The sequence below is a fragment of the Caballeronia grimmiae genome, from assembly GCF_000698555.1.
Classification (GTDB): domain Bacteria; phylum Pseudomonadota; class Gammaproteobacteria; order Burkholderiales; family Burkholderiaceae; genus Caballeronia; species Caballeronia grimmiae.
Window position 1 is genome coordinate 35,742 of sequence record NZ_JFHE01000022.1, and the last position, 12,683, is coordinate 48,424.

Consider the following 12,683-nt stretch of genomic DNA (forward strand, 5'->3'; position numbering starts at 1 on the left):
ATACGTTGTGATAACCCGCCGGTGCGCTGCATTCGACACGCGGCCAGCGAGGCGGCACAGTATAAAGGCTGCGCGACGGCATCGAAACGCAAGCGGCGGCTGCGAGTTAGAATCGCTGGGGCCTCCATCATTCCGAAAAAGCACGCCCATGAAGCCTCGTTTGATTCGATCGATCCTGCTTTCGATAGCCTCGTGCATCGCGCTGACGGTCGCGCCGTATGCGTCCGCTGACGATGCGGCGCAGGCGCCCGCCAGCAACGACGGTCCCGCGTATGGCCCCGAACTGCAAGGCTTCGACTATCCGTACCCGGTTGCGCGATTCGCGTTCACGTCGCAGCGTCAGGTCGTGCGGATGGCTTATATGGACGTGCATCCTGCGCATCCGAACGGGCGTACCGCCGTGCTGCTGCACGGCAAAAACTTCTGCGCGGCGACGTGGAAGCAGACCATCGATACGTTGAGCGATGCCGGTTATCGCGTGATCGCGCTAGATCAGATTGGCTTCTGCAAGTCCACCAAGCCCGAGCGCTATCAATACAGCTTCCAGCAACTCGCGCGCAACACGCATGCGCTGCTCGCGGCGCTCGGCGTGAGCCGTCCGGCGCTCATCGCGCATTCGACGGGCGGCATGATCGCGGTGCGCTATGCGCTGATGTATCCGCGCGAGACGGAGCAACTGGTGCTCGTCAATCCGATCGGACTCGAGGACTGGAAGGCGAAGGGCGTGCCGTCGATTTCCATCGACGACTGGTATGCGCGCGAATTGAAGACGAGCGCCGACGGTATCCGCCGCTACGAGATGAACACGTACTACGCGGGCCACTGGCGCGACGATTACGAGCCTTGGGTGCAGATGCTTGCGGGGATGTATCGCGGGCCGGGCAAGAGTATCGTCGCGTGGAATTCGGCGCTGCTATACGACATGATTTATACGCAGCCCGTGGTGTATGAGTTCGAGCAGTTGCGCGTGCCGACGTTACTGTTGATTGGCGACAAGGACACGACCGCGATCGGCAAGGACCTCGCTCCGCCGGAAATTCGCGCGACGCTCGGCCGCTATCCCGAACTCGCGAAGCTGGCGAAGGAGCGCATAGAAGGGGCACGGCTCGTCGAGTTTCCGGAACTGGGGCACGCGCCGCAGATGCAGGACCCGCAGGCGTTTCATAAGGCGCTGTTGGATGGGCTCGCCGCGTCGCCGTCCAGAGCGGAATAGTCACGCCCGTCCACCCCCGCACGACGCCCGCTCGATCGACGGCAACTGCATCCACAGCGTGACGCCTCGCGCCACCATGAACGCGGTGAGCGCGAGCCATAGCCCGTGATTGCCGAGCGGACCGGCGAGCGTCCACGCGGCGAGCAAGTACACCGCGAGCGAGACGGCCATCGCCTTCATCAGTTCGCGCGTGCGCGTCGCGCCGATAAACACGCCGTCGAGCTGAAATCCCGCGACGGATGCGAGCGGCAGAATCGCGGCCCACGGCAGATAGCGCATTGCCGCTTCGCGCACGACGGCCTGATCCGTCAGCCGCTCGATGATCCATTCCCCACTGATCCAGTAGACGATGGAAAACCCCGCTGCGCCGATGGCCGACCACAGCATCGTCACCCTGACGGCCTGGCGAAACGCGTGCCGGTCACGCGCGCCCGTCGCCGCACCGACGAGCGCCTCCGCCGCATGCGCGAAACCATCGAGCCCGAAGGCCAGGAAGGTCTGAAAGTTGAGCAGGAGCGCGTTCGCTGCGAGGACGGCATCGCCCTGACGCGCGCCCATGTGCGCGAACCAGCCATAGGAACCGAGCAGGCAGAGCGTGCGCACGAAGATGTCGCGATTGATCGCGACGAGGCGGTGGATCGCGCGGAGATCGAAGAGCGTGGCAAGCGCGAGGGGCGGCAGGCCGCGTTCACGCAAGCGCCAGAGAATCGCTGCACCGAGCGCGAAGCCGCCGAAATCCGCGAACGCGGTCGCCGCGCCGATGCCCGTGATTCCCCAGCCAAAGCGATACACGAACAGCAGCACCGCGACGATATTCACCGCGTTGATGAACACCTGCGTGACGAGCGCGAGCCGCACGCGCTGGCAGCCGAGCAGATAGCCGAGCACCGCGTAATTGCCGAGCGCGAACGGCGCGGCCCAGATGCGCGCGTGGCAATACGCGCTCGCGGTCTCCTGCACCGCGCCGCTGCCGCCGAGCATGCGCAGCGCGTATCGGATGATCGGCACTTGCAGCGCGAGCACCGCCACGCCGATCGCAAGTGCAAGCATCAGCGCGCGCATCACGCTGGCACGCACGGCCGCGGCATCGCGTGCGCCGAACGCCTGCGCGACGAGGCCCGTCGTGCCCATGCGCAGGAAGCCGAAGCCCCAGAATACGAAGCTGAACACGAGGCCGCCGAGCGCGACGCCGCCGAGATACTGCGGGCCGTCGAGATGGCCGGCGACGGCGGTATCGACTGCGCCGAGAATCGGCTGCGTGAGATTGGCGAGGACGATCGGGAACGCGAGCGTCAGCACACGCCGATGCCAGTGCACCGGCAGCGCGTCGGCGGGTGAGGAGTCCGGGGAATCGGTCAAAGGAGCAGGCGTTGGCAGGGAAAGGCGACATTGTCGTCAGCGCGGCGCCACGGTGCAACCGGACGTAAATCGACGCAACTCGACGCAGCTTCGCGCCCCAGCCGATAATGCACGCCATGAAAACCTTCGCGCTCTATGTCGTGACCGCGCTCGCGGAAATCGCGGGCTGCTATTTTCCGTATCGATGGCTGAAGGCAGGCGGATCGCCTTGGCTCGTGGTGCCGGGCGCGCTGTCGCTCGCGCTGTTCGCCTGGCTGCTGACGCTGCACGATGCCGCCTCCGGACGCATCTATGCCGCGTATGGCGGCGTATATATCGGCACGGCGATCGTGTGGCTATGGGCGATCGACCGCATCCGGCCGACCGCGTGGGACATGACCGGCGCGGCAATCGCGCTGATCGGAATGAGCGTGATCGCGTTTCAGCCGCGCTGACGGTTGCGCTCGCTCAGGCTTCGAGCGCGAGCAGCGCGAAGGTCGCGAGCCAGTGCTCGCCCATGTAATCCCCGGCGACATGCGCAATGCCCGACGCCAGATGCGCCTCGGCCGCCGCTTCGAGAACGGCGATGCGCGCCTCGCCAGCAGGCAGCGCCTGCGCGATGGTCCGCTGGCACCACGCGCGGCTCAGATTGAGGCCGTCGAGATGCGCGAGCTTGCCGTCGCTGCGATCGGTGACGGTCGCGGGAACGAAGAGCGTCGCGGGCTCGCGACGGTCGAGATGCGGCAGAAACGCATCGAACCAGCCGGCGAAGCGCTCCGCCGGCAGCACGTGACGCATCAATACTGCTTCCATCAGCGACGGGGAGAGGAACTCGTCGCCGGCCGGCTCCCACGCCTGGCACGCGACATCGTTCGCGAACCAGCGCATCGCGGTTGCTTCGAGCAGGCGCGCGAATTCCGCATCGCCGGCGATGCGCGCGTAGCCGAGCGAAAGCGTCAGCGCGAACGCCATGTTGAAGTGCGTGCCGACGCGAAGCGGATACGTCGATTTCGGCAGGAAGTCCTCGAAGCGATCGACGAAGGCATCGGCGAGCGGTTGCAGCGTGCGGGCCCAGCGCGCGCCGTCGTCCGACTGCATCGACCGGAGCTGGCCCGCGAGCGCGAGGAGCCACGCCCAGCCGTAGGGCCGCTCGAAGCCGCGCGACGCGGGGCGCTGCAAATAGGCGACTTCGGCGGCGACGTTCGCTTCGGTGAAATGCTCGTCGATGACAGCGCGAATGCGGGCGGCTTCGGGCAGATCCGGGAAGCGGTCGTAGAGACGCGCAATCAGCCAGTAGCCATGCACGCACGAATGCCAGTCGAAGCTGCCGTAGAAGATTGGATGCAAGGCGCGCGGGCTTTGCGCATCGGCGGCGCTTGCCATCACGTGATCGAGCTTGTTCGGGTATTCGCGTGTCAGGTGACCCAGCGCAACCTGCGCGAATTTCGATGCCAGCGCGGCGTCGAGTGCCGTCGCATTCTGCTTGTTCATGCGCACCTCGCGGTGATCGGTGGAGCGGGACAGAAATCTAGCACGAGACCTTATCGATAAAGCGGCGGGAAACGCGCGTCGGGGTAATTACCTACGCACGGGTCTTTCAACGAACGCTGCGCGCGCCGATCGCGGATGCGTCGTTTAAACTTGCGCCCGAACGCCGACAGAGCGTGCCGTTCCGGGGCTCACGCGCCGGATTTGTGATCCGTTGAGACAAAAAGTTGAGCACATCATGAGCGACCTTCCCATCTATACCGCAGAGGACACCCGGCGACGCGTGTTCGCCATCGTCGGGGCATCGTCGGGCAATCTCGTCGAATGGTTCGACTTCTATATCTACTCGTTTCTCGCACTGTATTTCTCGGCGGCGTTCTTTCCGAGCGGCAATCCGACCACGCAGTTGCTGAACACGGCCGGCGTGTTCGCGGCGGGCTTCCTGATGCGCCCCATCGGCGGATGGCTGTTCGGCCGCATCGCCGACAAGCACGGCCGCCGCAACGCGATGATGATCTCCGTGCTGATGATGTGCGGCGGCTCGCTCGTCATCGCCTTCCTGCCGACGTACGCGACCATCGGCGCATGGGCGCCCGTGCTGCTCCTGATGGCGCGGCTTTTCCAGGGCTTGTCGGTGGGCGGCGAATACGGCACGAGCGCCACGTACATGAGTGAAGTCGCGCTGCGCGGACGCCGCGGCTTCTTCGCATCGTTTCAGTACGTGACGTTGATCGGCGGACAACTCGCCGCGCTGCTCGTGCTCGTCGTCCTCCAGCTTTTCTTGTCGACGGAAGAACTGAAGGCGTGGGGTTGGCGCGTGCCGTTTTTCATCGGCGCGTGCGCGGCGCTCGTGTCGCTTTATCTGCGCCGTTCGCTCGACGAAACCACGACCGCCGAAATCCGCGAACGCAAGGAAGCGGGCACGCTCGCCGGCCTCATGCAGCACAAGAAAGCGTTCCTGACGGTGGTAGGCTTCACGGCAGGCGGATCGCTGATTTTCTATACGTTCACCACGTACATGCAGAAGTATCTGGTCAACACGGCGGGCATGCACGCCAAGACCGCCAGCAACGTGATGACCGCCGCGCTGTTCGTCTACATGCTGTTGCAGCCACTGTTCGGCGCGCTGTCCGACCGCATCGGGCGTCGCCGGTCGATGCTGTTCTTCGGCTTCTTCGCGACCATCGGCACGGTGCCGCTGCTGCACGCGCTGCGCGACGTGACGAGTCCGGTCATGGCGTTCGTGCTCGTCGTGGTGGCGCTCGCGATCGTGAGCTTCTATACATCCATCAGCGGTCTCATCAAAGCCGAGATGTTTCCGCCGGAAGTGCGCGCGCTGGGCGTCGGGCTTTCGTATGCGGTGGCTAACGCGATTTTCGGCGGATCGGCCGAATACGTCGCGCTGTTTTTGAAGAACGTCGGGCATGAATCGGCGTTCTACTGGTATGTGACCGTGATGTGCGCAATCTCGCTCATCGTGTCGTGGAGAATGATGGACCCGAGCAAGGAAGGCTATTTGCGCAACGAGCCGTAAGGGTGATCACGCGGGCGGCGTCGGCTGTCCGGCGTGATCGGTTGAATCGGGCGGGCGGCGCGCGGACTTCGGTCACGCGCGCCGCTTGCCGTTGACGGTAGTATGGTGTTTTATGCGGTATGTACCGTTAGAAGGCGCGCCGGATGCGGCGCACAGCGGCAATCGGAAACAGGATACACATGCGCGCGGCTACGTCGCGCGCCTTGGCGAAGAGCGCATTCGGGCGTACCGGTCTGCCAGGAGCCTGTCCATGGAAGATTTCGACGAAACGTTATTTGTCGTCTGGCGAGCGAACTTGAACGTGCTGACCGGCTCGGCCGGCGGCGCGGCGCGGCTCGCGCGCATGATGAACTTCTCGCCGTCGTTCATGAAACTGATCGTCGCGGGACAGCGGGATTTCAACGAAGAGTTCGTGCGCGGCATCGAACTGGTGTCGGGACTGCCGCCGCACTGGATGGACGAGCGCCGCTCGTCCGCCGACGTGCCCTCCGAAGTCAGGCGCGCACTCGACGAGGAACGGCCGTTCGCGGTGTTTCGCGGCACCGCGCATCCCGCGCCGAAGCGTTCGGTGCTTCGCGGCCCGGAGCCGCTGCTGTCGCAAACCGAAGCCACGCGGCGCGTCGCCGATCTCGCCCAGCAACAGGCCGAAGCAAACCGGCGCGATCTGTTATTTAGAAAGAATCGCGAATTACTGTCGCAGGATTTGCGGCGTCTCGAGCGCCAGCTCGGATTGTTGCAAGTCGAGCCGATGCTGCCGAAGGCCGACGAGCTCATCGCGTCGGAGCGCATGAGCGAAGCGGCGAAGGCGGATCTGTCCGGCCGGCTCGAACAGATCGACAAGCACGTCAAGCTGCTGCATCAACACGTCGATAAACTCGTCGCCTTGCTGAGCTCGCCCGACGAGCCGGATTCCAACGACGTCAACTGACGCCGCTAGTCACTTCTTGGGCGCTTGCCCGTCGTCCTTGGATTTGCGTTCCGGGTGGACCGCGATCGGATCGCTGGCCGGGAAGGTTTCGTCCAGCGCCTCGTCCAGCAAATCGTCGTCGCTCGCGGGCTGTGCGGGCTTGTTCGGTGCGTCGTGCGGTGACTGCGTCATGGTGTCCTCCGGGCGCAGGTTAAGGTGTCTCAATATATCGCAGTCTTTCTTCCAGGGTGCGCGCCGGGCAGCGCACGTCGGCCTTACCCATTCGGGTTGTCACTAGGTGGCGAAAGCGCGCGGTTCGCGTGATCGTTCTGGTCACACGAGACCATCACCGGGTTCAACCATGATCGACAGTTTTCTCACCGAAGAACAGCGCATGATCCGCGACGCGGCGCGCCAGTTCTCGGTCGAAGTGCTCGCGCCGAACGCGGGCCAGTGGGACAAGGACGGCGCGCTTCCCGACGCCGTCGTCCGGCAGCTCGGCGAACTCGGGCTGCTCGGCATGATCGTGCCGGGCGATTTCGGCGGCACCTACAGCGACTACACCGCCTATGCCCTCGCGATGGAAGAGATCGCCGTTGGCTGCGCCTCCTGCGCGACGCTGATGAGCGTGCACAACTCGGTCGGCTGCGGCCCGATCCTCGCCTACGGCGGCGATGCGCAAAAGGCCGAGTGGCTGCCGAAGCTCGCGAGCGGCGAAGTAATCGGCGCCTTCTGCCTGACGGAGCCGCACGCGGGCTCCGAGGCGAACAACCTGCGCGTGCGCGCCGTCGAGCGCGACGGCCAGTGGATCATCTCCGGCAGCAAGCAGTTCGTGACGAACGGGCGGCGCGCGGGCGTGGCGATCGTCTTCGCGGTGACGGACCCGGAACTCGGCAAGCGCGGCATTTCGGCGTTCATCGTGCCGACCAGCACGCCGGGCTTCAACGTCGGGCCGCCCGAGCACAAGCTCGGCATTCGCGCATCGGATACCTGCCCGATCACCTTCGACGACTGCGCCATTCCCGCCGCGAATCTGCTGGGCGAACGGGGCGAGGGGCTGAAGATCGCGCTGTCGAATCTGGAAGGCGGACGCATCGGGATCGCGGCGCAGGCGCTCGGCATCGCGCGCGCGGCCTTCGATGCGGCCCGCGCCTATGCGCGCGAGCGCGTGCAGTTCGGCAAGCCGATCATCGAACATCAGTCGGTTGCGAACATGCTCGCGGACATGCAGACGCAGATCAACGCGGCGCGGCTGCTGGTGCTGCACGCGGCGCGCATGCGGACCGAAGGCGTGCCGTGCTTGTCGGAGGCATCGCAGGCTAAGCTCTTTGCATCGGAAATGGCCGAGCGCGTATGTTCCGACGCGATCCAGATTCACGGCGGATACGGTTATTTGCAGGACTATCCGGTGGAGCGGCATTATCGCGATGCCCGCATCACGCAGATTTACGAGGGAACGAGCGAAGTGCAGCGGATGGTGATCGCGCGAAACGTTTGAGCGAAGGAGACGCTATGAGCCGTGCCGAGCCGTTCATCGAAGCCAGAGACTTTCTGCTGCGTCACCGCACCGATTACGACACCGCGTATCGCGACTTTCAATGGCCCGCGCTGGACCAGTTCAACTGGGCGCTCGATTACTTCGACGCGATGGCGCGCGGCAACCATGCGCCCGCCTTGCGCATCGTGAGCGAAAACGGCGACGAGACGCGGCTCTCGTTCGCGCAGATGAGCGAGCGTTCCGCGCGGGTCGCGAATCACCTGCGCGCGCTGAATGTGCAGCGCGGCGAGCGCATCCTGCTGATGCTGCCGAACCGCGTCGAGCTATGGGAAACGATGCTCGCGGCGATGAAGCTCGGCGCCATCGTGCTGCCCGCCACGACGCAGCTATCGGGCGGCGACGTGCGCGAGCGCATCGCGCTGGGGCAGGTTCAGCATGTCGTCGCGGAGGCGAGCGAGACGCATAAATTCGACGGCATCGACCTTCCTGGCGTGCGGCTGTCCGTGGGCGGCGCGAGCGAAGGCTGGCTCGCCTATGACGATGCGTACTGCGCCTCGCCGGAATTCGCTTCGGATGGCGAAACGAATGCGCGCGATCCGTATCTGCTGTACTTCACCTCCGGCACCACGTCGAAGCCGAAGCTCGTTGCGCATACGCACGAGAGCTATCCGGTCGGCCATCTCTCGACGATGTACTGGATCGGCCTACAGCCGGGCGACGTCCACTGGAACATCAGTTCCCCCGGCTGGGCCAAGCACGCGTGGAGCTGCTTCTTTGCGCCGTGGAATGCAGAGGCGTGCGTGTTCATCTATAACTTCGGCCGCTTCGACGCCGCTCGCACGCTGAATGCGCTCGTGCAGCACGAAGTCACCACGCTTTGCGCGCCGCCGACCGTCTGGCGGATGCTCGTCCAGGAGCCGCTCGCGTCGTATCGCGTGAAGCTGCGCGAGATCGTCGGGGCAGGCGAGCCGCTCAATCCGGAAGTCGTCGAGCGAGTGCAGGCGGCGTGGGGCGTGCCGATCCGCGACGGCTACGGCCAGACGGAAACCACCGCGCAGATTGCGAATTCGCCCGGCCAGCGGCTCGTGCCCGGTTCTATGGGGCGTCCGCTGCCGGGTTATCGTGTGGCGCTGCTCGATCCGGACGGCCAGAGCGCCGACGAAGGGGAGATCGCGCTGTCACTCGATCCGCCGCCGCTCGGCCTGATGACCGGTTACGCCGACAATCCCGCCGCGACCGAAAACGCGATGCGCGGCGGCTTCTATCGCACGTCCGATGTCGCAGCGCGCGGCGCGGACGGATATTTCACGTACATCGGCCGAGCCGACGATGTCTTCAAGTCGTCCGATTACCGCCTCAGCCCATTCGAGCTGGAGAGCGTGCTGATCGAACACGAGGCGATAGCGGAAGCGGCCGTCGTGCCGAGCCCGGACGCATTGCGCTTGTCCGTGCCGAAGGCGTTCGTGACGCTGCGTCATGGCTTCACCATCGGCCCGGACGTGGCGCGCAGCGTATTCGTGTTCTCGCGCGAGCGGCTTGCGCCTTACAAGCGCATCCGTCGGCTTCAGTTCGCGGAATTGCCGAAGACGATTTCGGGCAAGATCCGGCGCGTCGACTTGCGCAGGCACGAAGCAGGGCGCGCGCAGGACAGCGAGCGAGCCGAAAACGAGTTCTGGGAAGAGGACTTTCCGGAACTGCGCGAGCCGGCGAAATGATGCGGACGAGCGTGTCGGCTCGAGGCGCAAATCGAAAGCAAATGTAACGCGGCGAACCGTCTGAAGGACCGCGAGTCGAATCGGCACCATTCACGTCGGATCAATTCACGGAGGAACCCGACATGCCGAATCGCTCGCTACGGATCGCGCTTCTGACGGCCAGCCTCGCAGGTGCGCTCGCGGCCCCGGCCGCGTCTTATGCACAAATCAACCTTCAACAATTCGGCTCCGGCAACAAATCGGAGTCGACTGGCGACACCGCCGCGGCGCAACCGTCCGCGCTCGGTTCGCTCGTACAGAACTATCTCGGCGCGAATCAGCAAGTGCTGACGGGACAATCGAGCCTGGCATCGGCGATGGGCATGTCGAGCGTCGCGAGTCAGGCGCAATCGGCGGCGGGCTTGCTGTCGGGCGCGTCGAGCGGCGGCGTGCCGAGTGCGAGCGTGCTGTCGCAACTCGGCGGGACGCAGCAGAGCGTTTCGCAATCGCTGATGCAGGCGTTCTCCGGCAACGCGGCCACGCCGCCGACCGCCGCCAGCAAGCAGACTTTCACGGATGGACTGGCGTCGCTCGGGCAGGGCGTCAAACAGTATGCGGGCTTGCAGTCGGACCTGGGCGCGGTGAAGAACTCGATGAACATGTCATCGCTGCTTCAGGCGGGAACGAATCCGGGGACGGCGCAGGCGGCATCCTATATCGCGCAGTCCGCGCCGGGGCAGTTGCAATCGCTCGTGCAGACGTTGACGCAGGCGGTGCAGTACGCGAAGACCAACGGCATTTCGGTGCCGTCCATCGCGGCATCCGCGTTGGGCGCGGGCCAATAGCCAGCGCGAGGGCACGCACGAAAAAAGCGGCGAGCCTCGTGGGCTCGCCGCTTTGCTGTGTAGTGGTCGCATCGCCTCGATGCGTTTGCGTTGTTCGCGCTTACATCATCGCCGTGCGGCGAATCGCCAGCCGGTTGAGCAGCGGCAAGGTTTGCCCCCGGCGCTGCGATCCTCCGAGCGGCGGCAAAAACGAAACGTCGGTCACCTCGGTGTACTGCGTGTCAGGTTCGGCGTCCAGCACTTCGAGTGCCGGTGGCTCGACGAGATCGCTTGCATCCGTTCCTCCCGCCACCCCCGCGCATTCGCTGACGTTCAGGCCAAGCGAGCGCCGCACATCGACGCCGCGGGTTCGTACGCCATAACCCGCGCCGCGAATGAGTTCCTCGCGAGTCTTCCAGAACCGGACGGCGGAAGGCGACATCGCTTGCATCGAGACGTATTCGACGACGATTTCATAGCCGCGAACTTTCGGATAATTCATCAGCAATTTACCCGAGCGAATATATCGGGTGTAGTGGTCGATTTTCTTCGTCAGTAGATCCTGATGCAATTGTTCGTCTTGCCAGTCGAGGTCATCGAATATGCCGACATACACTTGTCTGAACAGGATATTGATTCCGATGTAATCGATGACGTCCACGTCGCGCAAAGACATGGTCATTCCCCTACGCCCTAAATTGGGCAAGTATCAAAGAAATGCATTGTAACGGTTTTGCCGCTCCGGAAAACCGTGAAACACTGTGTGCAACAGGTCAACGGACGTTTTTCGTACCACTCCGAATTCGGGATTTAGAACTATTCCTATATCCCGGTATCCGGTTTGTCGAAACCATTATTGAGATAATCACGGGCGTCGCCGCGTCGCGTCGGCGAGACCTTGATCCAGCGCGGGTTTCGCGTTTTCTTCGTTATTCAGTGCAGCGGTCTGCGCAGTCGGCGGTTGCTCGTTGATCCAGGCATTCAGAATGGCGGAAGTGACGGCGAGAATCACGGGTCCTATAAACAATCCGACTATTCCGAATGCGAACATGCCGCCAAGCACGCCCGACAGAATCAACAGCATGGACAAATTGACGCCGCGCTGAATCAGGAGCGGTCTCAGGAAATTGTCGAGCATGGCGATCATCAGCGACCACACGAGCAGCAACGCCGCCGCCACATGGGAGCCGTGCCAGAACAGCCAGGCGACGCCGCCGAGCAGCGGCAGCAGCGGCCCGATCTGCGCGAGGCACAACATCAGCATGACGGCGGTGATGACGCCCGCCGCCGGCACGCCCGCAACGAACAGTCCGATGCCGCCGAGCGCCGACTGCGTGACCGCCGTCACGACGATGCCGAGCGCCACCGCGCGGATCGCCAGGCCGGCGAGCTTGATTGCCCCCGCGCCGCGCTGTCCCGCGATGCGCGTGGCGAAGCGCACGACGAAGCTTCCCGCCGCTTCGCCGCGACTGTAAAGAATGCCCGAGATGATGAGCGTGATGAGCATGTGAATGACGAACACGCCGACGACGGCCGCGTGCGACAGCATCCATCGCGCGGCGACCGTCGCATACGGTTCGAGCTTCGCGAGCAGCCCGCCGGGGCCGGCATCGGAGAGCGATTGCCATTCGGTCGTCACGCGCTGACCGACGAGCGGCACGTCGCGCACCCACGACGGCGGCGGAGGCAGCGCGTAAGTCGGCAGGCTCTTGATCGCGGACATGATGTCGCCGGCATGCAGCGCGAGCGTGGAGATGGCCTGATAAAGCGGCAGGACGATGACGATCAGCAGTCCGAGCAGCATCACCGTCGTCGCGATCCAGCGGCGGTTGCCGCAGCGGTGCTGCACCGCGAGCATCAGCGGCCACGTGGCGATGACGATCGTCGTCGCCCAGATGATGCCGGGAATGAACGGCCGCAGAATATACAAGCTGCCGATGGTCAGCGCGAGCAGGATCGCGATGAGCAGCAGGATGCGGGCGATATCGATCGGCTGGCGCGGATTGTAATCGGGCTGCCCGTTAGGTGGAGTTGACATGGCGCGTGTGTTTCGTGATGAATGCGGAGAGTGCGACAAGCGCGGCGCATGTATCAAGCGATAAGCCAAAGCGCGCGCGGCGGCAAGCAGCGTCTTGTGAACGACCGGCGGCATGATACGGCATGCGATCGATAGTACTCGAAACTGCA

Annotated in this window: 12 protein-coding genes; 7 read left to right on the forward strand and 5 right to left on the reverse strand. The window is 64.3% G+C overall.

Going from position 1 to position 12,683, the window contains the following annotated elements:
• Positions 1-148 precede the first annotated feature (148 nt).
• Positions 149-1,213 carry an alpha/beta fold hydrolase gene (locus BG57_RS20225; RefSeq protein WP_052005909.1) on the forward strand — a complete coding sequence of 355 codons (1,065 nt, stop codon included), beginning with the start codon at positions 149-151 and terminating at the stop codon, positions 1,211-1,213.
• Here BG57_RS20225 and BG57_RS20230 read toward each other — a convergent pair whose 3' ends face one another.
• A complete protein-coding gene (locus BG57_RS20230) occupies positions 1,214-2,572 on the reverse strand; it encodes an MATE family efflux transporter (protein WP_035967528.1) in 1,359 nt (452 codons plus the stop codon).
• Between the two features lie 116 nt (positions 2,573-2,688).
• On the opposite strand from BG57_RS20230, the gene BG57_RS20235 reads away from it, so the two are divergent.
• A complete protein-coding gene (locus BG57_RS20235) occupies positions 2,689-3,006 on the forward strand; it encodes a YnfA family protein (RefSeq protein ID WP_035967572.1) in 318 nt (105 codons plus the stop codon).
• A 13-nt stretch (positions 3,007-3,019) separates the two neighbouring features.
• Here BG57_RS20235 and BG57_RS20240 read toward each other — a convergent pair whose 3' ends face one another.
• A complete protein-coding gene (locus BG57_RS20240) occupies positions 3,020-4,042 on the reverse strand; it encodes a DUF2891 domain-containing protein (protein WP_035967529.1) in 1,023 nt (340 codons plus the stop codon).
• Between the two features lie 235 nt (positions 4,043-4,277).
• Here BG57_RS20240 and BG57_RS20245 point away from each other — a divergent pair, with 235 nt between their 5' ends.
• Positions 4,278-5,573 carry an MFS family transporter gene (locus BG57_RS20245; RefSeq protein ID WP_035967530.1) on the forward strand — a complete coding sequence of 432 codons (1,296 nt, stop codon included), beginning with the start codon at positions 4,278-4,280 and terminating at the stop codon, positions 5,571-5,573.
• A gap of 250 nt (positions 5,574-5,823) precedes the next feature.
• Positions 5,824-6,501, forward strand: coding sequence for a hypothetical protein (locus BG57_RS20250; RefSeq protein ID WP_035967531.1), 678 nt, complete (start codon positions 5,824-5,826; stop codon positions 6,499-6,501).
• 9 nt (positions 6,502-6,510) lie between these two features.
• On the opposite strand, the gene BG57_RS33360 is transcribed toward BG57_RS20250, so the two are convergent.
• The gene (locus tag BG57_RS33360) at positions 6,511-6,672 is read right to left on the reverse strand and encodes a hypothetical protein (RefSeq protein ID WP_167569266.1); all 162 of its coding nucleotides are present in this window, start codon (positions 6,670-6,672) and stop codon (positions 6,511-6,513) included.
• 172 nt (positions 6,673-6,844) lie between these two features.
• Here BG57_RS33360 and BG57_RS20255 point away from each other — a divergent pair, with 172 nt between their 5' ends.
• From BG57_RS20255 to BG57_RS20265, 3 genes are all read left to right on the forward strand, one after another.
• Complete coding sequence (locus BG57_RS20255) at positions 6,845-7,978, forward strand: acyl-CoA dehydrogenase family protein (RefSeq protein WP_035967574.1); 1,134 nt, start codon at positions 6,845-6,847, stop codon at positions 7,976-7,978.
• 14 nt (positions 7,979-7,992) lie between these two features.
• Positions 7,993-9,693, forward strand: coding sequence for an AMP-binding protein (locus tag BG57_RS20260; protein WP_035967532.1), 1,701 nt, complete (start codon positions 7,993-7,995; stop codon positions 9,691-9,693).
• A 122-nt stretch (positions 9,694-9,815) separates the two neighbouring features.
• Positions 9,816-10,517 carry a hypothetical protein gene (locus BG57_RS20265; protein WP_035967533.1) on the forward strand — a complete coding sequence of 234 codons (702 nt, stop codon included), beginning with the start codon at positions 9,816-9,818 and terminating at the stop codon, positions 10,515-10,517.
• Positions 10,518-10,617: 100 nt separating this feature from the next.
• On the opposite strand, the gene BG57_RS20270 is transcribed toward BG57_RS20265, so the two are convergent.
• Positions 10,618-11,178, reverse strand: coding sequence for a DUF6572 domain-containing protein (locus tag BG57_RS20270; protein ID WP_241482166.1), 561 nt, complete (start codon positions 11,176-11,178; stop codon positions 10,618-10,620).
• A gap of 183 nt (positions 11,179-11,361) precedes the next feature.
• Positions 11,362-12,534, reverse strand: coding sequence for an AI-2E family transporter YdiK (gene ydiK / locus BG57_RS20275; RefSeq protein ID WP_081850953.1), 1,173 nt, complete (start codon positions 12,532-12,534; stop codon positions 11,362-11,364).
• Positions 12,535-12,683 lie beyond the last annotated feature (149 nt).